Origin of the sequence: Olsenella sp. SW781 (assembly GCF_012027725.1) — a bacterium.
Classification (GTDB): Bacteria; Actinomycetota; Coriobacteriia; order Coriobacteriales; family Atopobiaceae; genus Thermophilibacter.
Genome location: NZ_SJOU01000002.1, coordinates 1 through 22,937 on the forward strand (window position 1 = coordinate 1; position 22,937 = coordinate 22,937).

Genomic DNA, 22,937 nt, shown 5'->3' on the forward strand with positions numbered 1-22,937 from the left:
GAGCTTGAAGCCCATACCCCAGACGGTCTTGACGTAGTCGTCCGTGCCCGACTCACGGAGCTTAGAGCGGATGTTGGAGACGTGCACCGCCACCGTGGAGTCGTCGCCGGCGAAGGGCTCGCCCCACGCCAGCTCGAAGAGCTCAGCCTTCGGGAGCACGCGGTTCGGCCTGCGGACGAGCGCCTCGAGGATGTTGAACTCGATCCTGGTGAGCGAGACGGCGCCGCCGCGCCCGTCGCCCTCGCCGGGGGCCACCGTGAGCGTGCGGGCCTCCGGGTCGAGCTCCCAGCGGTGCCAGCGCAGCGTCCTGCCGCCCGCGGCGGGCGTCCCGCGATGGCGCAGCTGCACCTCCACGCGCGCGGCGAGCTCGTCGAGGTCGAAGGGCTTGGTCAGGTAGTCGTCCGCGCCGAGGCGCAGGAGGTCCACCTTGTCGGCGGCCGCCGTGCGGGCGGAGATCACCACGACGGGCGTCTCGGAGCCGCGGGAGCGGATGAGGCCGACGAGCTCCTCGCCGGTGGCGCCGGGCAGCATGAGGTCGCATACCACGACGTCGAAGCCGCCGCCCTTCTCGCCCGCCGCGCCCAGCAGGAGGCGCGCCTCGGACCCGGAGAACGCCTGGGTCACGGCGTGGCCGTCGCGCGAGAGCCTCGTCGCCACCACGTCGTTGATCGCCGCGTCGTCCTCTATGACCAGCACCCGCGCCATGAGCCTGACTCCTCTCGACCGCCCCATTGTGCCAAATCCTCGGGCGGGGGAGCGGCGGCGGGGCGCGCCGGCCCCCGCGATCGGGCGTGCCGCCAGGCCAACCGATCGTGCGGCCGGGTCTGAGGGGCGGGCGGTTTGGGTACCATGAATGGGTCCGCGACCATTCCGGAGGAACCACATGCTCGAGCTCAATGACATCTGCAAGCGCTACGTCACGGCCGGCTTCACGCAGGTCGCGCTCGATCACGTCTCCGTGGCCTTCCGCGACAGCGAGTTCGTGGCGGTGCTTGGCCCCTCCGGCTCCGGCAAGACCACGATGCTCAACATCGTGGGCGGCCTCGACCACTTCGACGAGGGCGACCTCGTGATCGACGGCATCTCCACCCGCAGGTACAAGGACCGCGACTGGGACACCTACCGCAACAACCGCATCGGCTTCGTGTTCCAGAGCTACAACCTCATCCCTCACCAGACCATCCTCGCGAACGTCGAGCTCGCGCTCACGCTCTCGGGAGTGGGGCGCTCGGAGCGCCGCCGCCGCGCGCTGGACGCCCTCGCGCGCGTGGGCCTCGCCGACCACGTGAACAAGCGGCCCAGCCAGCTCTCCGGCGGCCAGATGCAGCGCGTGGCCATCGCGCGCGCCCTCATCAACGACCCTGAGATCCTGCTCGCTGACGAGCCCACGGGCGCCCTCGACTCGGCCACCTCCGTGCAGGTCATGGACCTCCTCAAGGAGGTCGCGCGGGACCGCCTGGTCATCATGGTCACGCATAACCCCGAGCTCGCGCACCAGTACGCGACGCGCATCGTCGAGCTCGCCGACGGCCGCATCACCGCGGACTCCGACCCCTTCGACCCGTCCACGGCGCCGCGCCGCGAGGCAAAGCGGGCCCGTCGCACCTCCATGAGCTTCCTCACCGCGCTCGGCCTCTCCTTCAACAACCTCATGACCAAGAAGGGCCGCACCATCATGACGGCCTTCGCGGGATCGATCGGCATCATCGGCATCGCGGCCATCCTCGCCCTGGCAAACGGCGTCAACGAGTACATCGCGCGCGTGGAGGAGGACACGCTCTCCAGCTACCCGCTCACCATCAGCAAGCAGAGCATGGACATCTCGGGCATGCTCTCGGAGGACGCGGGCTCCGGCGACGGCGGCGCCGCGCCCGAGGAGGGCGAGGGGGACGGCGAGAAGGACGCCGACGGGCAGATCCCCGAGTTCATGATGCTTACGGACATGTTCGCCTCCGTTGGCTCCAACGACCTCTCCGGTCTCAGGTCCTACCTCGAGACCAACCCTGAGGGCCTTGACGAGGACGTCAACGCCATCCAGTACGACTACGGCCTCACGCCGCTCGTCTATAAGGCGGACACCTCGGGGGGAGCGGTCCAGCTCAACCCCAACGCGCTCTCCACGGCCATGACCGGCGGCGCGTCCGGAACCGCCACGGCGGGCATGTCCACCGGCGGGATGTCGGTCTTCAACGAGATGATCGACGACCAGGAGCTCCTCGAGTCCCAGTACGACGTCGTGGCCGGACGCTGGGCCACCGCGGCCGACGAGTGCGTGCTCGTGCTCACCCAGAGCGGCCGCATCAGCGACTACACGCTCTACGGAATCGGCGTGCTCGACCCTGCCGAGCTCACGAAGATGGTGAACTCCGCGATGAGCGGCACGGCGGGCGACAATACGGTAGAGCGGGAGGACGTCGACTTCACCTACGACGACGCGCTCGACCTCTCCTTCAAGGTGATCGCCCCCACGGACGCCTATCGGAGAAACGAGGAGACCGGCGGCTGGACGAACATGTCCTCCGACGAGCAGTTCATGGCCAGCGCCGTGGACAACGGGCTCGACCTGCACGTCGTGGGCGTGGTGCGCCCCAACGAGTCCTCCGACGCCAAGGCGCTCTCCGCCGGCATCGCCTACACCCCCGAGCTCACGCTCGAGCTGATGGACCGCGCCGCGAGCTCGCAGATCGTCCAGCAGCAGCTGGCGGACCCCGAGGTCGACGTCTTCACGGGCAAGTCCTTCGACACGCTCCAGGAGGAGGCGCGCCAGGGCGTGGACCTGGAGAGCCTCTTCACGGTGGACGAGGACAAGCTGCGCTCCGCCTTCTCCTTCGACACCTCCGGCCTCGCGGCGGGCTTCGACCCCTCGGGGCTCGACCTCTCGGGCCTCTCGGTCGACCTCTCGGGCGTGGCGGACTCCGTCGACGTGGAGTCGCTCGTCGCGGGCGTGCCCGCGCCGGACTTCTCGTCCATCCTCGACCAGGAGCTCGCCGACCCCGCGCTCACCACGGAGCAGCTCGAGGAGGTCACGACCCTCGGCGGCCAGCTCGCGCAGGACTTCGTCGCGTGGTGGGGCCAGAACGCCGGCGCCCTCGACCCCGAGGACCCCGAGCTCGCCCAGAAGGTGGCCGGGTACTTCGAGCAGTACCTCGCGACCGAGGGCGCGCAGGCGATCCTGGCCCAGATCGACGCCGTGGCCGGCCCCGCCGTCCGCGAGCGCGTGGAGGAGATCGTGCGCGCCTATGTGACGAACGACCTCGCCCCCTATCTCCAGGGCTTCATGCAGAGCATGTCCGCGCAGATCGGCTCCGCCATCTCGTCCCAGCTCCAGGCGGCCATGACCGAGGTGCTCTCCCAGTACGCGAGCCAGGCCGCCGCGAGCCTCTCCAACCTCCAGGAAGCGTTCTCGGTGGACGTGGACGCGCTCGCGAGCGCGGTGCAGTTCAACATGGACGCCGAGGACCTGACCTCGCTCATGGAGAGCTACGCCAACGCGAGCCAGCTCACCTACGACAACAACCTCCAGACGCTCGGATACGCCACGCCGGACGACCCGGCCGCCATCCAGATCTACCCCAAGGACTTCGAGGCCAAGGAGCGCGTGGTGGGCATCATCGACGCCTACAACGAGCAGCAGCGCGCGGCCGGAAACGACGACGCCGTCATCACCTACACCGACTACATGGGCGTCATCATGGGCAGCGTCACCGACATCGTGAACATGATCTCGCTCGTGCTCATCGCCTTCGTGAGCATCTCGCTCGTGGTGAGCTCCATCATGATCGGCATCATCACCTACATCTCCGTCCTCGAGCGCAAGAAGGAGATCGGCATCCTGCGCGCCATCGGCGCCTCCAAGGGCAACGTCGCGAGCGTGTTCAACGCCGAGACCTTCATCGAGGGGCTCATCTCGGGCCTCTTCGCCATCGCCGTGGTGGTGGCCGTCTCGGTCCCGGTGAACGCCTGGGTGCTCGCGGACTACAACGTGGACAACATCATGAGCCTCCCCTGGACCTCGGCGGCCGCGCTCGTGTGCATCTCGGTCGTGCTGACCCTCGTGGCGGGCCTCATCCCGAGCTCTGCCGCCAGCCGACGCGACCCGGTGGAGGCCCTCAGGAGCGAGTGATGGCGAGGGTGCTGACAAGGGCGCGCGCCACTGGCGTCAGGTTCGTTTGGCACGCGCAGGGCTCGTGCCAAACGAACCTGACGCCAGTGGCGCGCGAGGAGGGGCGATGAGCGCGTTTTCCCGGGGCATAAGCAGGGCGATCCAGACCTCGCTCGGGCGCTTCCTCGCGATCATGGGGATCGTGGCCCTCGGCTGCGGCTTCTTCGCCGGCATGCGCATGGGAGGGCCGGACATGCGCGCCGCCGCGGACGCCTACTACGACGACACGGCGCTCTGGGACCTGCGCGTCGTCTCGACCCAGGGGCTTGGCGAGAAGGACGTCGAGCGCCTGGCGCAGGCGGAGGGCGTCTCCGACGCGGTCGGCTCGACCTCCGTCGACGTCATGGCGCGAATCGGGTCCGAGCAGGTCGCCGCGCGCGTCTCCACTCTGCCGGCCGAGTACCTGGGCGGCTCGTCCGAGCCGGACGTCAACCGCCTCGTCCTGCGCGACGGCCGGTGGCCGAGCGAGGCGGGGGAGTGCGTGGCCTCGGCGGACAACCCGGCGCTTGCCGTCGAGCCCGGCGATGTGGTCGAGGTGCTCCGCGAGGCTGGCGACGCGGGGGTCCTCGTGACCGAGGAGCTCACCGTCGTGGGGACCGTGAGCTCCTCGACGTATCCCTATACGGTGACCTTCGGCTCGACCACGCTCGGGTCCGGCATGATCGACCAGTACCTCTACGTTCCGGCGTCGACCTTCTCCGAGGACGCCCCCTACACCGAGGCGTACCTGCGCGTGGCGGGCGTCGAGGGTGAGAAGAGCGGGTCCGCCGCGTACGAGGCCGTGGTTGGCGCGGTCGCCGACGGGATCGAGGGCGACGCGCCCGCGTTCGCCGCGTCCCGGCTCGACGACGTCCGCGCCGACGCCCAGGGACGGGTCGACGAGGCCCGGGCGGACTACGAGGCCGAGCGCGCGTCCGCCGAGGCAGAGCTCTCCGACGGGCGCGCGGAGCTCGACGAGGCGCTGTCCCAGATCGAGTCGGGCGAGGCGCAGCTCGCCGACGGGGAGGCGGACCTCGCCGCCGCGCGCTCCGAGCTGGAGGCGAGCCGGGCCGAGGCCGACTCCCAGCTCTCCTCCGCCCGCGACCAGCTCGACGCCGCGCAGTCCGCGCTCGACGCCCAGGTGGCGGAGCTCGACGCGCGGGCGGGCGAGGCCGAGGCGGCCCGCGCGGCGTACGACCAGGGGCTCGAGGTCCTTCTCGCCAGCCTCTCCGAGCAGGGGCTCGACGCCGCCGACCTCGACGGCGTGCTCAGCGCCCTCGAGGCGGCCCGCGGCGAGCTCTCCTCCGCGCGCGACGCCGTCGCCGCCCTCGTCGCGCAGCTCGAGGCCGCCCAGGAGGAGGCCGAGGCCGCGGGAGGGGAACTCCCCGCCGAGCAGCTCGCGCAGCTCGAGGCCGCGCGGGCGCAGCTCTCCCAGATCGACGCCCAGGCGCAGTCGCTCGAGTCCGCCTCGGCGAGCGCCTCGGAGCTCGCCTCCGCGCGAGACGCCGTCAGCGCCTACGACGCCGGGCGCGCCCAGGCGGCGGACGCCCAGGCAGAGATCGACGCCGGGCGAGACGAGCTCGCCGCCCGCGAGCGCGAGGCCGACTCCCGGCTTGCCGCCGCCCAGGCGCAGATCGACGCCTCCGCCTCCGAGCTCTCCTCGGCGCGCTCCGAGCTCGACGCGGCGCGCGGCTCCTACGAGGATGGCCTCGCCGCCTGGGAGGAGGCACGCGCGGAGGCCGACGAGCGCCTCGCGGACGCCGCGTCCCAGATCGACGACGCGCAGGCCGAGGTGGACGCGCTCGAGCCCGGCGACATCTACGTGCTCGACCGCACCCAGAACGAGGGCACGGCCTCCTATCAGGGCGACTCCGAGCGCATGGACAAGATTGCCACCGTCTTCCCGCTCATGTTCTTCCTCGTCGCCGCGCTGGTGTCGCTCACCACGATGACGCGCATGGTGGAGGACGAGCGCGGGGTCATCGGCACCCTCAAGGCGCTCGGGTACGGCACGGCGCGCATCGCCTCGCGCTATCTCGCCTATGCCGGGCTCGCCGCCACGGCTGGGGCCGCCATCGGCATCCTCGTCCTCTCGCAGGTGCTCCCGCTCGTGGTGATGTCGGCCTACCAGATCATCTATGCCGTCCCGCTGCCGAGCCTCCCGCTGGCGGTCGACCCCGCCGTGGCGCTCGCCTCGGCCGGCCTGGGCGTGGGCGTGACGCTCGCCGCCACGTGGGCCGCCGTCGTGGCGAGCCTGCGCGAGTCCCCGGCCGCCCTCATGCTCCCGCGCTCGCCCAAGCCGGGAAGGCGCATCCTGCTCGAGCGCGTCCGGCCGCTCTGGCGGCGCCTCTCGTTCCTCCGCAAGGTCACGGCGAGAAACCTCTTCCGCTACAAGCGCCGCCTGCTCATGACCGTCATCGGCATCTCGGGGTGCACCGCGCTGCTGCTCGTGGGCTTCGGCCTGCACGACGCGATCTGGGACATCATCGACAACCAGTTCGGCCCCATCGTGCGCTACGACACGGCCGTGAGCCTGGACGACGGCGCCACCGCCGACGAGGCGGACGCCGTCGCGGCCCGCCTCGTCGCGGACGGGCGCGCCACCGACCTCTCCCACGCCGCCACGGTCAACCTCCAGCTCTCGTCCCCCTCCTCCGAGGGGGCGGTCTCCGCCCAGGTCATCATCCCCGAGGACGCCTCGTCGCTCGAGGACGCCATCGACCTCCACGACCGCCTGTCCGGCGAGGGGGTCCCGCTCGAGGGAGAGGGCATCGTCCTCGCCGAGAAGACCGCCACCAAGCTCGGCGTGTCCGTCGGCGACGAGGTGGTGCTCAGGGGCCAGGACGCCGTCGGCAACGCGATGGGCGAGGGGTGCGCCCTCACGGTCGCCGGCGTGGTGGAGAACTACGTGGGGAGCCTCGCCTACCTGGCGCCCGAGGCGTGGGGCACGCTCCGCGCGGCCGGCGTGGTCGATGACGAGGAGCCGTCCTTCTCGACCATCTACGCCACGACCGACGACGACCCCGCCTATCGAGCGGGCCTCGGCGCCGACCTCGCCGAGGCGGGGCCGGTCTCCACGGTGGCCTTCGTGGACGAGACGGTGGAGATGTACCGCGACATGCTCTCCGCCGTGGACATGATCGTCGTGGTGCTCATCGTGTCGGCGGCGGCGCTCGCCTTTATCGTGCTCTACAACCTCGCGAACATCAACGTGGACGAGCGCGTCCGCGAGATCGCCACCCTCAAGGTCCTCGGGTTCAGGAGAGGCGAGGTGGCCGCCTACGTCTTCCGCGAGATCCTCGTGCTCGCCCTCATGGGCGACGTGCTCGGCCTCGCGCTCGGGACCTGGCTCGAGGGCTTCGTCATCGTGACGGCCGAGGTGGACCTCGTGATGTTCGGCCGCGTCATCCATCCCGCGAGCTATGCCTGCGCGTTCGTGCTGACGCTCGTCTTCGCGGGCCTCGTGATGCTCGCCATGCGCCGCAAGCTCGACCGCGTGGACATGGCGGAGAGCCTCAAGTCCGTGGACTAAGTGAGACAAAGGGGACGGGTTCATTTGTCTCATGGAGCACATGAGACAAATGAACCCGTCCCCTTTGTCTCACCGTCCCCCTTGCCGGGACGCGCTATGCTTGCGGGGTGACGAGAGGAGCATCGATGCTGCAGCGAGACTATATCCTGGAAATCGTGGGCCAGTTCGTGGACGGCGTGGGCGAGGCGCTGCGTCGGGCGCTCGGCGGAGACGCCGGCGCGTGCGAGGACGTGGAGTCGCAGGTGGCGGAGCTCCTCGAGCTCGACCGCGCGACGGCGCTCTCGCTCGCCCCCGACTCCCTCGTGACGATGATGGTCCTCTCCGGCATGGGTGACACGGTCGCCGCGTACGTGTGCTATGCGCTCGACAGGCTCTCCCGCGTCTACGAGGCGCGCGGCGAGGACGACCTCGCCGGGCTCAGGCGCCTGCAGGCGCGCGCCGTCGCGGAGTCCTTCGACTGCGACCCCGCCGCGGCCCCCGCGGAGCTCTCCGCGCTCGACGCCGAGCTCTTCTCGTAGGTCCCCGGGCTGCCTCGCCGTGCGCTACGCGGACGCTGCGACGGCTTCCCCCTTGCGGGGCCTGCCGCCGCGCGGCCGCTCCTCGAGGCGGGCCCGGACGGAGTCCATCGTCACGTAGGTGTTGCGACCGTCCCGGTAGCCGATGAGGCGTGCGGAGGCGAGCATCTGCGTGATGCGCGCGGGGGTGACCCCCAGCAGCCGCGCGGCCTCTGATGCCGTGACCTTCTCCACCGTCTCGCGCCCCGCCTGCACGGCGAAGACCATGTTCGTGCCCCCGTGGCGCGGGGCGTTGCCGAAGGTCGGCCTGGGCGGCGTCTCGTCGCGCATGTCGAAGTCCTCGAGGGTTATCTTGAGCCAGTCCGCGACCATGAGGCAGAGGTCCTCAAAGTCCTCACCCTGCGTCCCCCCGGGAAGGTCGTAGGGAAAGGCAAGATACCACCCCTCGCTCATGAATACTTCGAACTCATATACCCCGAACAGCATGTCCCCTCCAGCCTATCGAACGGGCCCTATTCCGACCTCGCGTTTGATTTTCTCCGCCATTTCGTCGGGAATTTCGCGATGGCGGGGAACGGTTGCCTTTCTCCCGTCCGGATGCGAGAACCGCTCGTGTTTGGTCCCGCCGTCGGGCGCGAAGCCGTTTCTCACGAGCAGCCTGACGAGGTCCCTCCGCTTGGTCATCACGCCTCCTAAACTATATAGTCACTTTATAGTTACGTCAAGGAGGAATCTCGCCAGTAGCGCGGCGTCTCGGCCATGAGCCTCTCGTGCAGGGCGCGCCGCCGGGCGAGGAGCCCGGGCGTGGACGGCGGAGGCGTGGCGCCCAGCTCGCGGGCAACGCGGGCCATGAGCCGGTTGAACCGGTCGAAGTCCGCAAGCTCGTCGCACGTGGTCTGAATGACGCGCACCCCTGGGTGCGCCGTCCGGTCGAACGGCTCCGCCAGCGGGTCGTCGACGATCTCCAGCGCAACTCCCTGCTCCGGCCAATAGAGCGCCATGGGTCCTCCTCACCTCGCGTCCTCTGGGGCGCCCATGCTACGCAAACGGCGCGCGGGATTGTCTTCCCGTCAGCTGACGCTTTGCTGACGCCGCAGGTGAGGGCCGCCGTCCGGTGAAACAGGTTGAACATATTGTCGGCAGGCGGCCTCACTTCGCCCGCGGGCGCGGGCCTCCGGACGGCGCGGCGCGCGGGGACGTCGGAATCCGTCGCGTTCTGCACCGCCGGCTGAGGGGGCGTTGCGCGCCCGCCCGCGGGGGACGTAAGGTTGTCACGAGACGCCAAGAAAGAGGGGGAGGCCCGCATGGACAAGATCGAGCGCCGCCAGTTCAGCGACGACGAGATGGGGGAGGCCGTCTACGTGTTCCCGGCAGAGGAGCTCGACAGGCCCTCGGCCGCCTCCGCGCTCTCCCTGCGCGCGCGGGCGGCCATCGCCGTCGCGCTCGTGGTCGTGGCCCTCGTGAGCGGGTTCCCGCTGCGCGAGCACTTCTCCGCGCCGGAGACCTATGCCGACACCATCGCCACCATCGACGAGAAGAAGGCAAACGTCCTCGGCCTCGTGGCGAGCTCGACCGCCCTCTCCGCCGCGATCACCGCCATCCCGGACGACACCGGAACCCCCGTCGCCGAGAAGCTCATGGAGGTCTCCGGGGACCTCGGCATCGTGCTCTCGGTCCTCTATCTCGAGAAGTACCTGCTCACCATCTTCGGCCTCGCCGCCTTCGGGATACTCGTCCCCGCCGCCTGCGCGCTGCTCGCCGCCGCCGTGCTCCTCGCCGGGAGAGTCTCCTGGGACGGGGCGCTCGCCCGGCTCGCCGCCAAGCTCGTGGCGCTCGCGCTCGTCATCCTCGTCACGATCCCGGCGAGCGTCGCCGTCACGCGGATGATCGACGACACCTACGCGGGCTCCGTCGCGCCGGTCGAGGAGGTCGCCGAGACGCAGTCGGACGAGCAGTCGGACGAGGGCGGCTCTCCGCTCGACTTCATCCTCAACCTGCCCAGCATGGTGGCAGACGGGCTCACCAGCATCACGGACGGCGTCCTCGACCAGGTGAACGCCCTCATCGAGTGGCTCGCCGTGATGGTCGTGACGTCCTGCGTGATCCCCCTGATCGTGCTGCTCTTCTTCCTCTGGGTGGCAAACGCCATCCTCGGGATCGACGTCAGCGCCCCCATGGGGGCGCTCCGCGGCCGCGCGCGGCGTCTCGTCCCCGCGCGGAGAGGCCGCTAGCCCCGCGTTGACATGCAAAACTCTGCAGATTGACTAGTCTGCAAAGTCCTGCATGTCGGGGGAGAAGGGCGCGGGCGCGCCGCCCTCCGGCATGACGTGCCAGGGGCTGCGGTGCCGCGCGGTTGAGTGGCGCTGCTCCAGCCCGCGCGGCGCGACGCCGCGGACGGTGCCGCCGGGTACAATTGAGAGTCCGGACACCCAGCGAGAAGAACGGGAGGACCCGCGCCCATGCCCTACGCGAGCGTCGTGCTCGACATACCGACGCGCCACCTCGAGGGCGCGTTCTCCTACGCGGTGCCGCCCGAGCTCGCGGGGGAGGCCAGGACGGGCTCGACGGTCCTCGTGTCCTTCTCGCACCGCATGGCGGTGGGCTACGTGCTCGCCGTCTCCGAGGAGCCCCCCGAGGGCGTGTCGGCGGAGCGGGTCCAGCCCGTGCTCCAGGTCCTGGCGCCGCCCGCCTTCGACGAGGCGGCCGCCCGCGTCGCCGCGTGGATGGCGCGCGAGTACGCCTGCCCGCTCTGCGAGGCCGTGCGCCCGTTTCTCGCCCCGGGGCAGAAGGTCCGCGTGACGCGCGCCGCCGAGGACGCCCCCTGGGAGCTCCAGACCGAGCGCGCCGGCGCCGTGGACGCCCGCTGGGCGAGCCTCACCCCCGCGGCGAACGACTTCGTTCCCGCCAGGACCGCCTCCCGCCAGCGCGCCGTGCTCGAGGCCCTGCGCCAGGGACCGCAGCGCGTGGCCGAGCTCTCCGCCACCATCCCGGGCGCCGCGTCCGCCGTGACGGCGCTCGCCAAGAGGGGCGTCGTGGCGATTGAGAGCCGACGGCAGATCCGGGGCGCCGACGACACCACGCTCTCGTCGGCCGCGGCGCCGCGGCCCGAGCGCCTCACGGAGGGGCAGCGCGCCGCCCTCGCGGCCATCGACGAGGCCCGCGCCGCCGGCAGGGGCGACGTGGTGCTCGTGGACGGCGTCACCGGCTCCGGCAAGACCGAGGTCTACCTCGCTGCCATCGAGCGCGCCCTCGCGGACGGCCGCGGAGCGCTCGTCCTCGTGCCCGAGATCTCGCTCACGGCGCAGACCGTGGGCCGCTTCCGCAGCCGCTTCGGCGACGAGGTGGCCGTGCTCCACTCGCGCCTCTCCGCCGGCGAGCGCTTCGACCAGTGGGACCTCGTCCGCGCCGGCCGCGCCCGCGTGGTGGTGGGCGCCCGCTCGGCGCTCTTCGCCCCGCTCGCCGAGGTGGGCCTCGTCATCATCGACGAGGAGCACGAGGGCTCCTACAAGCAGGACAAGTCCCCACGCTACCACGCGCGCGAGGTCGCGGCCCGGCTCGCCCGCGAGCGCGGCGCGGCGCTCGTGCTGGGGTCGGCCACGCCCTCCCTCGAGGTGCTCCAGCGCTGCCGCGAGGGCGGCTTCGGCGGCGCCCGCTGGACGCGCGTGGAGATGCCGGAGCGCCCCGGCGCGTCGGTGCTGCCGCGCGTCACCGTGGTCGACATGGGGGAGCAGTTCCGGGGCGGCGGTCGCTCGATCTTCTCGGCACCGCTCGCGAGGGCGCTCGAGGGCGTCGCGGAGCGGCGCGAGAAGGCCGTGCTGCTGCTCAACCGCCGCGGCTTCGCGAACTTCCTCATGTGCCGCGACTGCGGCTGCGTGCCCGAGTGCCCGCACTGCTCCACGGCGCTCACCTACCACGAGCGCGGGCACCTGCTCGCGTGCCACACCTGCGGCAGGAGCTGGCCCGTGCGCGCCTACCCCGACCCCTCGACGAGCTGCCCCAACTGCGGGAGCCGCTACCTCGCCGCCTTCGGCGTGGGCACGCAGCGCGTCGAGGACGAGCTCTCCATGCTGCTGCCGGCCGACGTGGAGGTCATCCGCATGGACGCGGACACCACGCGCGCCAAGGGCGCCCACCAGCGCCTGCTCGAGCAGTTCGACGCCGCGGAGTGCGCGGTGCTCGTGGGCACGCAGATGATCGCCAAGGGGCTCGACTTCCCGGAGGTCACGCTCGTGGGCGTCATCAACGCGGACACCATGCTCAAGCTCCCGGACTTCCGTGCCGCCGAGCGCACCTACGACCTCCTGGAGCAGGTCGCGGGCCGCGCGGGCCGCGGGGAGCGCCCCGGCGAGGTCATCGTGCAGACCTGGTGGGCCACGCACCCCGCCATGCGGGCGGTGGCGTCCCACGACCGCTCCGTCTTTCTCGAGGCGGAGCTCGCCGAGCGCGCCGAGGCGGGATACCCGCCGTTCGGCCGCCTCGCCAACGCCGTCGTGTGGGGCCGCTCGGAGCGCGGCGTGCGCGACGCCTCGGCCCGCCTCGCCGAGGCGGTCCGCGAGCGCGTGGGGGGCGCCCCCGGCTGGGAGGTGCTCGGCCCCGCCGACTGCGTCAAGGCGCGGGCGAAGGACCAGGTGCGCCGCCACGTGATGGTGAAGGCGCCCGCAGGCGCGGACCTCGGCGGGATGCTTTCCGCGTGTGCCGCCTCGCTTGGCCGCCTGCCGGGTATTAACATGGCAGTGGACATCGACGCATACGACATGATGTGACCCTCGGCGCCGTGACACAGAGCCCGGCGCCCGGAAGGAGGACCATGAACGAGCTCAAGGAGATCGTGCTCTCGCCCGACCCCCGCCTCTCCCAGGAGTGCGCCCCCGTCGAGAGGATCGACGACGACGTCCGCGCCCTCGCCAAGCGCATGCTCAAGGTCATGTACGCCGCCGACGGCTGCGGCCTCGCGGGCCCGCAGATCGGCGAGATGCGCCAGATCGTGGTCATCGACGTCGACTACGCCGGGCGCGGGGGCAAGAAGAACCCGTACGTGCTCATCAACCCGCGCGTCGTCACGGCCGACGGGCCCGAGAGGGAGGGCTCGGAGGGCTGCCTCTCCTTCCCGGGCGTGAGCGTGCGCGTGAGCCGCCCCTCCCACGTGGTGGTGCAGGCGCTCAACCTGGACGGCGACCTCATGCAGTACGAGGCGTCGGACAACCTGCTCGCCGTCTGCCTCCAGCACGAGATCGACCACGTCCACGGCGTGACGATGTTCGACCACCTGCCGCCCATCCGCCGCGCCGAGGCGCAGCGCGAGTACGAGGCGGCGCTCGCCGCGGGCGCGCGCCCCGGCGACACCGAGGTCGGGTAGGGGGAGCCATGGCTGACGAGAAGAACGAGGCCGCCCCGGGGGCGCGACGCCCGCGCGTCGTCTTCATGGGGACGCCGGAGTTCGCCGTGCCGTCCCTCTCCGCGCTCGCCGAGGCCTGCGACGTCGCCCTCGTGGTCACGCGCCCGGACGCCGTTCGCGGGCGCGGCAGGAGGCTCGAGCCCTCGCCGGTCAAGGCCCGCGCGCTCGAGCTGGGGCTCCCCGTGCTCGAGGCCTCCCGCATGACGCCCGAGGCGCTCGAGGCCCTGCGCGCGGCCGCGGCCGACGTCTTCTGCGTGGCCGCCTACGGCTGCATCCTGCCGGACGAGGTGCTCACGATGGCGCCCGCCGGGTGCGTGAACGTGCACGCCTCGCTCCTCCCGCGCTGGCGCGGCGCCGCGCCCATCCAGCGCTCGATCCTCGCCGGGGACGAGCGGACGGGCGTCTCCATCATGCGGATCGGTCACGGCGTGGACACCGGCGCCTACTGCGCGCAGGCCTCGACGACGGTGGCCGGAAAGACCGCGACCGAGCTCACGCGCGAGCTCGCCCGCCTGGGGGCGGACCTTCTCGTGGAGACGCTCCCCGCCGTGGTGGGCGGCACCGCCTCATGGGTGGAGCAGGACGAGGCGCGCGTCACCCATGCCGCCAAGATCTCCAAGGCCGAGCTCATGCTGGACCCGGCCGACCCCGCTGCCGACAACGTCCTGCGCGTGCTGGCGTCCTCGGACGCCGCGCCGGCCCGCTGCTCGGTGGCGGGCCGCGGCGCCCGCGTGACCCTCGCGCGAGAGGGTGAGAAGGACCTCGGGCCGGGGGAGGTCGCGACCGCGCACGGGCGCGTCCTTCTCGGCTGCGCCGACGGCGCGCTCGAGGTCCTGCGCGTGAAGCCCGACGGCAAGCGGGAGATGGAGGCCTCCGCATGGGCCGCCGGCCTGCGCGGCGGCCTCTCCTGGGGGCGCGTCTAGGTGGCGCGCGCGACGCCCGCCCGTCGCGCCGCGCTCTCGCTCGTCTCGGAGCGCCGCCGCCGCGACGCCCGCGCCCGCGACCTGCTGCGCGCCTCCGATGAGCTCTCGGGCCTTTCGGAGCGCGAGCGCGCCCAGGTCACGCGCCTCGTGCTCGGGGCCGTTGCCGCGGAGGGGGAGCTGGACCGCGTCATCGACGCCCACCTCTGCCGGGGTGCGCACCTCGAGCCGCGGGTGCGCGACGCCCTGCGCCTCGCCGCCTTCGAGCTCCTCTACCTCGGCACGCGCGACGACGTCTGCGTGAGCCAGGGCGTCGAGCTCGTGCGCGGCGTGTCCCCGCGCGCCGCGGGGCTCGCCAACGCCGTGCTGCGTCGCGTCGCCGAGAAGGACGCGCCCGCGCTCGCCCGAGCGCGCGAGCGCGTCGTGGCCGGGGCCTTCGACGCCCGCGACCTCGCCCGCGTCGGCGCCCTTCCCGAGTGGCTCTGCGCCCGGGCCCTCGCCTCGCTCGGCGAGGGGCGCGCCGCCGCCTGGGCCGTCGCGGCGCTCGGCCCCGCGGGCGCCTGGGTGGCCGCCAACCGCGTGCAAAGGGGACAGGCACTTTTGCACGCTCTCGAGGAGGCGGGGTGCGCGCCCACCCCCGGTCCCGTGCCGGGATCCTACCTTCTGGGCGCCCCCGCGCGTCTTGCGCCGTCCGGCCTCGTCGAGCGCGTGGACGTCCTGCCCTGCGACCTTGCGGCGCAGGAGGTGGTGCTTGCCGCCGCCCCCGAGCCCGGCAGCCGCGTGCTCGAGGTGGGGCAGGGCCGCGGCACCAAGACCGTGCTCCTCGAGGGTGCGGCGGTGGCCGCGGGCGGCCCGTGCGAGATCGTCTCGGTGGAGATCGACCCCCGCAAGTCCGCGCTCGCCGCGCGTCGCATGGAGGCCGCCGGGATCTCCGAGCACGTCCGCTGCGTCGCGGCCGACGGGCGCGCGCTTGGCGGGGATGACCTGCCCGACGCTCTTTTCGGCAGCTTCGACCTCGTGTTCGTCGACGCGCCGTGCTCGGGGTCGGGCACGCTCGCGCGCCACCCGGAGATTGCGTGGTCGCTGCGCGAGGAGGCGCTTCCCGGCCTCGCCGCGCTCCAGGCGGACATCCTGCGCGCCGCCTCGACGCGCGTTGCGCCGGGCGGGCTCGTTGTCTACTCGACCTGCTCGATCCTCGCCGAGGAGGACGAGCGCGTCGTGGAGGCGCTGCTCACCGGTCCTACGGGCGGACAGTTCGAGCTGCTCGACGCCCGGCGCACCGACCTTCCGGGCGCCGACACCCACTTCGTGGCGCGCCTGAGAAAAAGCTAGCCCCTCCCGAGCTCCATGGAGGGCCCGGGAGGGTACGCTATTGCTTTAGTACGGGTGTCGAGTTGTACGTGCTGAACGAGCCTTGTCATATGCCAGCCAATCAATTCTTCACCCCCATGAGCCTCTCCTTGCTCCTGGCTATCGCGGTGTGAACCTGCCAATCTGTATCGAGCCCATCTCCCTCCTCCCGTTGGCCTCCCAGACGATTACGTAACCATCGGGGCTTCTCGTGCCGCTTAAGAAGTCTTCCTTCCTGACGTAGCCGGGCTGGCCATATGAGTTCGAGGATGTTGACGTTGTCGCAATGAGGTCGGGCAGGCATTTACGCATATCGGATTCCGTTACAGAGGGATGCTCAAGAAACTCGTCCCATGGTTCGGGCAGGCTGGCGCGTTCGATCGAGCCGAAGGTCTGGTCGTTCTCGTTGATTGCGTAAAGGACGCCGTTGACGCTGCGCATGCCCACGGCCTCGCCACTCAGGAATTCCCCAATGGAGTCGACCGGGAGAAATGCCCCAGCGAGCGCGAGAAGCGCGGAGACGGCAATTACCGTGACCATGCATCCGAGAGCGAGACGCTTTCCCCTCCTCTGCCTCCTCTCACGTTCCGTGCGTTCGCCTTCCAGCATGGAAAGGAGCTCTTCTCGTGAGCGAACGCCGAGGAGCCGGTACCCGTTGGACCTCGCGCATCCGACGGTGCCAGGCGCCACGTGGAGCTCCCGGGCAATCTCTGACGTGGGAACTCCCGCCGCAGCACGTGCGAGGACGTCGAGCTGGGTATCCGTAAGGCCCCTGTTCACAAGGGAGCTGCGAAAGCCCTCGATATCGTTCGCGAGTTCGTTCGCGTCCTTGTCGCCATGTGGCCCGTAGCGTCGCACGAGTTCGCGCCCGTCCTCCATGCCGAGCTTGTGATACGCCCGTTGCCTGAAGCCGCCCACCGTTGATGCCTCAATGCCCATCTCCCTCGCCGCCATCTCAGCGGTCATGCCGGCGAGCACGGAGCGCGCGGCGTCGACCTCTCGCTCGGTGAGGCCATGCTCGGAGAACGAGCGCTCGGCCGCGTCGGAGGCGTGCGGGATCCCGGGCGCCTCATGGGTGGAACGTCGCTGGTCGCTCATGGTAGCTCCTATCGCCTAGGCCTCTTTCGAGCATCGTATGTTCCCGTGGTGGGGAGGTCTGTGCTAAGGGGGCATGAATCCCGATTGCCACAGGTTTTGATGTGCGATGAGTCGATCTTCTCAACGTTGCCGAGGCATATCCTGCATTGTGGGAGGCGCGATTCCCGGTGCACTATGGCAGCAATGTGCAGAAGTTCGGGCGCTCGGCTCCGCTGCCCTCAGCCCGCGAGCTCCTCCCAGCCGTCGATCCAGAGGTCGGCCGCGCGACGCAGCTCGCGGGCGGGCTGGCGCGGGTCCTCGCAGCGCACGGCGACCGTGGTCATCCCGGCGCGTGCGGCCGAGAGCGTGCCGGGCAGTATGTCCTCGAAGACGCAGCACGCCCCCGGCACCGTGCCCAGGCGGCGTGAGGCCTCGAGGTAGATGTCCGGGTGGTCCTTCCCGCGCGCGACCTCGCGCCCGCAGACGACCTCGTCGAAGAGGCCGTAGACGTCCACGTGCCGCATGGCGCCCAGCACGTGCGGGTCGTTCGTGGTGGCAAGGGCCAGCGGCACGCCCGCCTCCCGGAGCGCGCGCAGGTAGGCCTCGGCCCCCGGGCGCAGGCGGACCTCCTCCTCGTAGAGCGCCGCCCCCAGGCGGTTCCACTCGTCCACGATGTCGGACACCTCGTCGCGCAGGCGGTAGCGCTCGACGCACCAGCGCGCACCGGCGGCAAAGCCGAGCGTGGCGAGCGTCGCGGAGGCGTCCTCGTCGAAGGGCAGCCCCCGCGTGGCGAAGAAGATCTCGTCGACGCGCCGCCAGAGGTGCCAGGTCTCCGCGAGCGTCCCGTCGAAGTCGAAGATGCCCGCCGAGAAGGACGGCGGGAGGAGCGAGGGCGCGGCCATCAGCGGTCCGGCTCGTCCTCGAGGGAGCGGAGCATGCCGAAGTAGACGTCGTCACGCGAGATCATGCAGAGCTTGCGCAGGAGGTCGCGCGCCACGCGGAAGATGCCGGCGTCCGTGGCGGCGCGCGTGGCCTCGAGGAAGGCCGTGCTCACGGGCTCGGTCGGGGCGAGCGGGATCCCGGCCGCCTCCAGGAGCGAGTCCGCCTGGTCGGGCGAGAGCTCGCCTCCCGCCGAGACCCCAACTTGGCCGATGAGGGCCGCCATGGCGAGCCGCGCCACGAGCGCGGGCGCCCCGAGGTGACGGGTCGCGCGCTGGTAGCAGGCCTGGGCGGTGAGCACGTGGCCGCCCTGCCACTGGAGCTGTGCCATGCCCAGGTAGCCGAGCCCGATCGACTCCGGGTCGTGCGCGAGCGAGAGCAGGCGGCAGAGCTCGCGCCCGGCCGCCTCGGGGTCGCCCGAGGCCTCGAGGCACTGCGCCAGGTTGAGGCTCGCCTGCGAGGAGAGCGGGGCCACCTCGGCGGCGCGCCGGGCGTGCGCGAGCGCCTCCTCGGCGCGGCCCCGGGCGAGGGCGGAGGCGGCGGCGATGGTGTGGGCCTCGAGGTAGGCGGCGGGGACGAGGGCGCAGCGCTCGCCGGGGGCCGCGACCAGCCGGTTGTAGAGCGCGCGGTCGGCATAGGACCCGAAGCCGCGCCAGACGAGCCCGTCCGACCCGTCGAAGGACCCGAGCCCGTCGATGGGCAGGAGCGCGTCCGCCGCGTACTTCCCCGCGGACTCCAGGTCGTGCGAGAGCAGGGCGTCGCGCGCCCGCGCGCAGCCGCGCTGGAGGTCGCCGCCCTCCACGAAGGACTCGCCGATGGCGAGGGGGTCGTCCTCCAGCTCGCCGTCGATGAGGCCCGACACGCAGCGCCGCGCCGCATCGACGACGTCGGGGTGACCGTCCTCGCGCGCCGCGGCGAGGATCGCCTGGACGTTCTTCTCGGTGGAGTCCGTGAGGTGGCGCGCGAGCTCGTCGGCGACGCTCCTGCGCCGGGCCCCCTCGTCGATCCCGAGGTCGCTCACGCGCCAGCAGCCGAGCGCGTCGCCCAGCTCGCCGGCGAGCGTCGCCTCGGAGAGCTCGGGCGCGTCGTAGCGCTCGCGCGGGCAGAGCGCCTCGTCGTCAAGGGAGAAGCCCTGGCGGACGGGGGCGAGGCCGCCCGTCTCGTCGAGGGAGATGGCCGCCCCGCAGGAGCGCAGCAGCGCGACGGGGTCGAACGACCCCTCGAGGTCGACGGCCTCCAGGGCCTCCCGCGCGATGCGGGCGGAGTAGAGGCAGACGTGGTCGCGCGCGGTGTCGATGACGCCCGCCACCCAGACCTCCCCGAGCTCGGGGGCGGCGGCCAGGGCGTAGCCCGCCACGAGCGCCGCAAGCCGGGCGTTGTAGGTGCCGGCGGCGCGCCGGCGCATCTGCTCGGTCGCGGGGACCACGCCGAGGCCGTCGACGAAGGCCGAGCGCGGCCACGCCTCCGGGGGGACGAGGTCGAGCTCGAAGGCGGCGAGCCCCGCCCGCGCGTTCACGCGGAAGCGCGCCGTGAGGCGGTGGGGGAGGCGGAAGGCCTCGATGCCGTAGGCAAGGGCGTAGCGCACGTCCCACTCCCCGCGCACGGGCCCCTCGAGGCGCGACGCGACCTCGCGCGCCTGGCCGGCGACGGACCTCGTGACGCGCTGCTCGGCCCGCACGATCGCGTCGAGCGGGGCGTCGTTGGGGCTTTCGAGCGCATGGCTCGCGAGAAGGACGGCGTTGAGCGCGGACTCGATCTGCAGGACGCGGAGCTTGGCGAGGTAGCTGACCCGCTCCTCCTCGATGCGCAGGTAGAAGAGGCCCGAGGTGCGCGGGCGGACCACGCGGACGCCCGGGAGCTCGACGTCTGGCTCCAGCAGGCCCGCCTCCACGAGCCTCGTGGCGAGATGCACCTCGAGCGGGCTCGGCGGCAGCTTGGGCGCCTCGCCCGGGAAATCGGGCGCGCCGGTCGCGCCGACCCGCGCGCGGACGTCGACGACGAGCCCGGCGAGAAGCGCCATGGGGTCGGGGGACGAGGCGAGGGAGCGCGAGAGCCCCTCGAGGTCGAGGACGGTGGTGTTGCCGCCCGCCGGGTCCTTCTCGGCATCCGGCTCGACGAGGCCCGTCCCCGCGGGCGCCGCCTCGTCCGCGCGATCGTCGCCCACGTTCACGAGCGCGGCGAAGAGCCTCCCGAGCCGCCCCGTGCGCTCATCCTCTGCCATGTCCTTGCCCCCTCTCGTCACTCCCGACGTTTCATGCGGCCTAGCGAGCGCCCGCCCCGCGGCCGGGGCCGACCCTCCGGATGAAGAGCCCGCTTCTGAGCTTGGGCTCGAGCCAGGTCGACTTGGGCGGCATGAGCCTCCCGGCGTCGGCCACGGCCATGAGCTCCCCCATGGAGACGGGGAAGAGCGAGAACGCGACGCCCCGCTCGCCCGCGCGCCGCGCGAGCGCCTCCGGGCCCTCGGCGCCGCCCACGAACGAGATGCGCCCGTCGGAGCGCGGGTCCGCGATGCCGAGGACGGGGCCGAGGACCCGGTCCTGCAGGATCGCGACGTCGAGGCCCTCCGCGGGGTCGTCGGGCCGCGCGCCCCCGAGGGCGAGCTCGCGCCACGCCCCGAACGCGTACATCCCGACCTGCCCACGTCTGCCCGGGCTCACCGGCCCCTCGCGGCGCTCCCCGACGGCGACGCCCGCCGCCTCGAGCGCCGCCACGAGCCCGGCCTCGTCGAGGCCGCCCGTGTCCGCGACCACGCGGTCGTACGGCAGGACGGAGAGCTGGCTCGTGGGGAAAAGGACGCAGAGCAGGTAGTTGTAGGGCTCGGTGCCGGACAGGCTCGCGCCCGCCGCCTCGCGCATGCGCCGGCAGACGCCCGCCGCCGCGGCGGCGCGATGGTGCCCGTCGACGATGTAGGCGCGGCCCACCTGGCCGAGCATCGCGCGGAAGCTCTCGACGGCCGCCGGGCGCGCCACGCGCCAGACCGTCTGGCGGACGCCCTCGTCGTCGGTGAAGTCATAGAGCGGCTCGGCCGCCTTCGCGGCCTCAACGAGGATGTCCATGACCGCGTTGTCGCGGTAGGCGAGAAAGACGGGGCCGGTCTGGCAGCCCGTGGCCTCGATGTGGCGGGCGCGGTCGGCCTCCTTCTCCGGCCGGGTGAGCTCGTGGGCCCGCACGGTCCCGTCCGCGAGGTCGTCCATCGCCACCCCGGCGACGATGCCGGTCTGCTCGTGGCCGCCACTGCGCAGGCGGTAGAGGTAGTAGCAGGGCGTGGCGTCGCGCAGGAGCGTCCCGTCGGCGACGCGCTCGGCGAGCAGGTCGCGGGCGCGCGCGTAGACGTCCTCGGCATAGGGGTCGTGCCCGGGCGGGAAGGCGGTCTCCGGGCGGTCGATCGCCAGGAATGAGCGCGGGTGCTCGGCCACGTACGCGGCGGCCCCGGCGCGGTCGAACACGTCATAGGGCGGCGCGGCGAACTCCGCGGCGGCGTCCGGGCGCGGGCGGTGGCAGGTTATGGGCTCAGCGTGCATTTGGCCTCCTCGCTTGCGTATGAGGACATGATACCCCGCGGGCGCGCTCCGTCGCTCGCCCGCTCCTACCGCTCGGCGCCGCTCAGTGCTGCCCTTTGCGCCCAGACAGAGCGAGCGGACGTTTTCGGCCGCCCGAGGGCGCGTTTTTGTCGATTCGCTCTGTCTGGGCACGGGGGCATGCTCGGTTGGCTCGCGGACCCGGGCCCACCCGGGCGCGGGGGCATGCTCGGCCGGCTCGCGGACCCGGGCCCGCCCGGGCGCGCCGCGCATGCCGCCGGCCGGGGTGCTACCCTGATACGGACGAAAGGAGGCGCGCATGGCGCTCACGGGCGAGGACGTCACCGGCAGGGGCCTCGTGATCTTCGACTTCGACGGGACGCTGGCGGACACGATCGCCGGCATCATCTCCACGGCGCGCACGGTCCTGCTTCGCCACGGGCTCACCGAGGAGGAGATAGGCGACGTGCGCAGGATCATCGGGCCGCCCTTCCCGCAGGCGTTCTCGAGCGTCTACGGGCTCTCCGAGGAGGAGGCCGCGCAGGTGACCGACGAGTATCGGGCCATCTACCTGGACCTCGGCCTCGAGGGGTGGCCGCTCTACCCGGGCGTCCGCGAGCTCCTCTCTGACCTGCGCGCCGCCGGCAGGACGCTCGCCGTCGCCTCCTCCAAGCGCCAGCAGCTCGTGGAGCGCGCCGTCGCGGACAACGGCGTCGAGGGGCTCTTCCTCGCGGTGCTCGGCAAGGCGTCCGACGCGCAGGGCGACAAGACCGCGACGATCGGGCGCATCCTCGAGCTCGCGGGGGCGGGCCCGGACGACGCCGTGATGGTGGGGGACCGCCACCACGACGTGGAGGCGGCAGCGGCATGCGGCGTGCCCTGCGTGGGCGTGACGTATGCGGGCACCGCCGACCCGGGCGAGCTCGAGGCCGCCGGGGCGTGCGCCGCGGCGGCGAGCGTCGACGAGCTTCGCCGCGTCCTTCTCGGCACGTGACCGCAGGTCGCGGCGGCCACCCGCGACCGCCCCGGCGGGCCGTCCCCAGACGGGCCGCGCCGCTTGCCGAGAAGTGCGGGGCCGCGGCCCCGGGATGTGGGTAGAAGGACGAGCATAGAGGGATGCGAGGGGCGTCCCGCCGGTCTCGAGAGATGGGAGCAGACATGGCAGACTTTGACGTGACCGAGGGCATCCGCAAGCTCTTCCTGGCCAGTGTGGGCGCGGTTGCCATGGGGGCCGAGAAGTCCCAGGAGGTCGTCGAGGAGCTGGTCAAGAAGGGCGAGCTGACGGTCGAGCAGGGCAAGACGCTCAACCAGGAGCTCACCCGCAAGGCCAAGGAGGTCATCGACGGCGCCGGAGACTCCGCCCTGCGCGCCCGCCTCGAGTCCATGACGCCCGAGGAGCGCGCGGCGTACGCCGCCAAGGTGGCCCAGATGTCCGCGGACATCGACGCGCAGGCCGTCACGGTCGACGTCGAGGACGCCGAGGGAGAAGAGGAAGACGCCGAGTAGCGGCTTGGGGAGCACGTGACAGAAGCTCGAAGTGACACAGACCG

General features: G+C 72.1%; 18 protein-coding genes. 10 read left to right on the forward strand and 8 right to left on the reverse strand.

From position 1 onward, the window contains the following. Positions 1-705 (reverse strand): response regulator transcription factor (locus tag E0L17_RS01135; RefSeq protein ID WP_167929464.1); only part of this gene is annotated, 705 nt, incomplete at its 3' end. 178 nt (positions 706-883) lie between these two features. On the opposite strand from E0L17_RS01135, the gene E0L17_RS01140 reads away from it, so the two are divergent. The 3 genes from E0L17_RS01140 to E0L17_RS01150 all read left to right on the forward strand — a co-directional run bounded on the left by E0L17_RS01140 (position 884) and on the right by E0L17_RS01150 (position 8,191). Next, positions 884-4,123 (forward strand): ABC transporter ATP-binding protein/permease, encoded by a 3,240-nt coding sequence (locus tag E0L17_RS01140; protein WP_167929465.1) that lies wholly within the window; start codon positions 884-886, stop codon positions 4,121-4,123. Between the two features lie 106 nt (positions 4,124-4,229). Continuing rightward, positions 4,230-7,673, forward strand: coding sequence for an FtsX-like permease family protein (locus tag E0L17_RS01145; protein WP_167929466.1), 3,444 nt, complete (start codon positions 4,230-4,232; stop codon positions 7,671-7,673). A 125-nt stretch (positions 7,674-7,798) separates the two neighbouring features. Next, positions 7,799-8,191 (forward strand): hypothetical protein, encoded by a 393-nt coding sequence (locus E0L17_RS01150; protein ID WP_167929467.1) that lies wholly within the window; start codon positions 7,799-7,801, stop codon positions 8,189-8,191. Positions 8,192-8,215: 24 nt separating this feature from the next. On the opposite strand, the gene E0L17_RS01155 is transcribed toward E0L17_RS01150, so the two are convergent. From E0L17_RS01155 to E0L17_RS01165, 3 genes are read right to left on the reverse strand one after another with little or no spacing between them, the layout of a single operon-like run. Beyond that, positions 8,216-8,674: a type II toxin-antitoxin system HicB family antitoxin gene (locus tag E0L17_RS01155; protein ID WP_206108943.1), complete on the reverse strand. Its 459-nt coding sequence runs from the start codon at positions 8,672-8,674 to the stop codon at positions 8,216-8,218. Between the two features lie 12 nt (positions 8,675-8,686). Beyond that, positions 8,687-8,872 (reverse strand): type II toxin-antitoxin system HicA family toxin, encoded by a 186-nt coding sequence (locus tag E0L17_RS01160; protein ID WP_167929468.1) that lies wholly within the window; start codon positions 8,870-8,872, stop codon positions 8,687-8,689. Positions 8,873-8,904: 32 nt separating this feature from the next. Further along, positions 8,905-9,189, reverse strand: coding sequence for a hypothetical protein (locus E0L17_RS01165; protein WP_167929469.1), 285 nt, complete (start codon positions 9,187-9,189; stop codon positions 8,905-8,907). 303 nt (positions 9,190-9,492) lie between these two features. Between E0L17_RS01165 and E0L17_RS01170 the strand changes: the two genes are divergently transcribed. The 5 genes from E0L17_RS01170 to E0L17_RS11185 all read left to right on the forward strand — a co-directional run bounded on the left by E0L17_RS01170 (position 9,493) and on the right by E0L17_RS11185 (position 15,835). Beyond that, positions 9,493-10,419: a hypothetical protein gene (locus tag E0L17_RS01170; RefSeq protein WP_167929470.1), complete on the forward strand. Its 927-nt coding sequence runs from the start codon at positions 9,493-9,495 to the stop codon at positions 10,417-10,419. A 228-nt stretch (positions 10,420-10,647) separates the two neighbouring features. Beyond that, on the forward strand, positions 10,648-12,951 hold the full coding sequence (gene priA / locus E0L17_RS01175; protein ID WP_167929471.1) for a replication restart helicase PriA: 2,304 nt from the start codon (positions 10,648-10,650) through the stop codon (positions 12,949-12,951). 44 nt (positions 12,952-12,995) lie between these two features. After that, the gene (gene def / locus E0L17_RS01180) at positions 12,996-13,544 is read left to right on the forward strand and encodes a peptide deformylase (protein WP_167929472.1); all 549 of its coding nucleotides are present in this window, start codon (positions 12,996-12,998) and stop codon (positions 13,542-13,544) included. Positions 13,545-13,552: 8 nt separating this feature from the next. Next, entirely contained in the window at positions 13,553-14,506 is a 954-nt protein-coding gene (fmt, locus tag E0L17_RS01185; protein ID WP_167929473.1) for a methionyl-tRNA formyltransferase, read from the forward strand. Continuing rightward, positions 14,507-15,835 (forward strand): RsmB/NOP family class I SAM-dependent RNA methyltransferase, encoded by a 1,329-nt coding sequence (locus E0L17_RS11185; RefSeq protein WP_167929474.1) that lies wholly within the window; start codon positions 14,507-14,509, stop codon positions 15,833-15,835. Positions 15,836-15,973: 138 nt separating this feature from the next. Here the strand turns inward: E0L17_RS11185 and E0L17_RS01195 are convergent, their stop codons facing one another. The 4 genes from E0L17_RS01195 to E0L17_RS01210 form a co-directional block, all read right to left on the reverse strand. Then, the gene (locus E0L17_RS01195; protein ID WP_167929475.1) at positions 15,974-16,951 is read right to left on the reverse strand and encodes a helix-turn-helix transcriptional regulator; all 978 of its coding nucleotides are present in this window, start codon (positions 16,949-16,951) and stop codon (positions 15,974-15,976) included. Positions 16,952-17,169: 218 nt separating this feature from the next. After that, positions 17,170-17,832 carry an HAD family hydrolase gene (locus E0L17_RS01200; protein ID WP_167929476.1) on the reverse strand — a complete coding sequence of 221 codons (663 nt, stop codon included), beginning with the start codon at positions 17,830-17,832 and terminating at the stop codon, positions 17,170-17,172. Then, positions 17,832-20,090 (reverse strand): tetratricopeptide repeat protein, encoded by a 2,259-nt coding sequence (locus tag E0L17_RS01205; protein ID WP_167929477.1) that lies wholly within the window; start codon positions 20,088-20,090, stop codon positions 17,832-17,834. The genes E0L17_RS01200 and E0L17_RS01205 overlap by 1 nt, the downstream gene beginning before the upstream one ends. Before the next feature lie 40 nt (positions 20,091-20,130). After that, positions 20,131-21,390: a DUF1015 domain-containing protein gene (locus E0L17_RS01210; protein ID WP_167929478.1), complete on the reverse strand. Its 1,260-nt coding sequence runs from the start codon at positions 21,388-21,390 to the stop codon at positions 20,131-20,133. Between the two features lie 316 nt (positions 21,391-21,706). Here E0L17_RS01210 and E0L17_RS01215 point away from each other — a divergent pair, with 316 nt between their 5' ends. Beyond that, a complete protein-coding gene (locus tag E0L17_RS01215) occupies positions 21,707-22,381 on the forward strand; it encodes an HAD family hydrolase (RefSeq protein WP_167929479.1) in 675 nt (224 codons plus the stop codon). 164 nt (positions 22,382-22,545) lie between these two features. Further along, positions 22,546-22,893, forward strand: a complete 348-nt coding sequence (locus E0L17_RS01220; protein WP_167929480.1) for a phasin family protein — start codon at positions 22,546-22,548, stop codon at positions 22,891-22,893. Positions 22,894-22,937 lie beyond the last annotated feature (44 nt).

Bases quoted from the DNA above. Each gene is read 5' to 3' on its own strand.
- E0L17_RS01160 (WP_167929468.1), bottom strand. From the start codon at position 8,872: ATGACCAAGCGGAGGGACCTCGTCAGGCTGCTCGTGAGAAACGGCTTC.
- priA (WP_167929471.1), top strand. From the start codon at position 10,648: ATGCCCTACGCGAGCGTCGTGCTCGACATACCGACGCGCCACCTCGAG.
- E0L17_RS01145 (WP_167929466.1), top strand. From the start codon at position 4,230: ATGAGCGCGTTTTCCCGGGGCATAAGCAGGGCGATCCAGACCTCGCTC.
- fmt (WP_167929473.1), top strand. From the start codon at position 13,553: ATGGCTGACGAGAAGAACGAGGCCGCCCCGGGGGCGCGACGCCCGCGC.
- E0L17_RS01170 (WP_167929470.1), top strand. From the start codon at position 9,493: ATGGACAAGATCGAGCGCCGCCAGTTCAGCGACGACGAGATGGGGGAG.
- E0L17_RS01155 (WP_206108943.1), bottom strand. From the start codon at position 8,674: ATGCTGTTCGGGGTATATGAGTTCGAAGTATTCATGAGCGAGGGGTGG.
- E0L17_RS01215 (WP_167929479.1), top strand. From the start codon at position 21,707: ATGGCGCTCACGGGCGAGGACGTCACCGGCAGGGGCCTCGTGATCTTC.
- E0L17_RS01195 (WP_167929475.1), bottom strand. From the start codon at position 16,951: ATGAGCGACCAGCGACGTTCCACCCATGAGGCGCCCGGGATCCCGCAC.
- def (WP_167929472.1), top strand. From the start codon at position 12,996: ATGAACGAGCTCAAGGAGATCGTGCTCTCGCCCGACCCCCGCCTCTCC.
- E0L17_RS01140 (WP_167929465.1), top strand. From the start codon at position 884: ATGCTCGAGCTCAATGACATCTGCAAGCGCTACGTCACGGCCGGCTTC.
- E0L17_RS01200 (WP_167929476.1), bottom strand. From the start codon at position 17,832: ATGGCCGCGCCCTCGCTCCTCCCGCCGTCCTTCTCGGCGGGCATCTTC.
- E0L17_RS01205 (WP_167929477.1), bottom strand. From the start codon at position 20,090: ATGGCAGAGGATGAGCGCACGGGGCGGCTCGGGAGGCTCTTCGCCGCG.
- E0L17_RS01210 (WP_167929478.1), bottom strand. From the start codon at position 21,390: ATGCACGCTGAGCCCATAACCTGCCACCGCCCGCGCCCGGACGCCGCC.
- E0L17_RS01220 (WP_167929480.1), top strand. From the start codon at position 22,546: ATGGCAGACTTTGACGTGACCGAGGGCATCCGCAAGCTCTTCCTGGCC.
- E0L17_RS01165 (WP_167929469.1), bottom strand. From the start codon at position 9,189: ATGGCGCTCTATTGGCCGGAGCAGGGAGTTGCGCTGGAGATCGTCGAC.
- E0L17_RS01150 (WP_167929467.1), top strand. From the start codon at position 7,799: ATGCTGCAGCGAGACTATATCCTGGAAATCGTGGGCCAGTTCGTGGAC.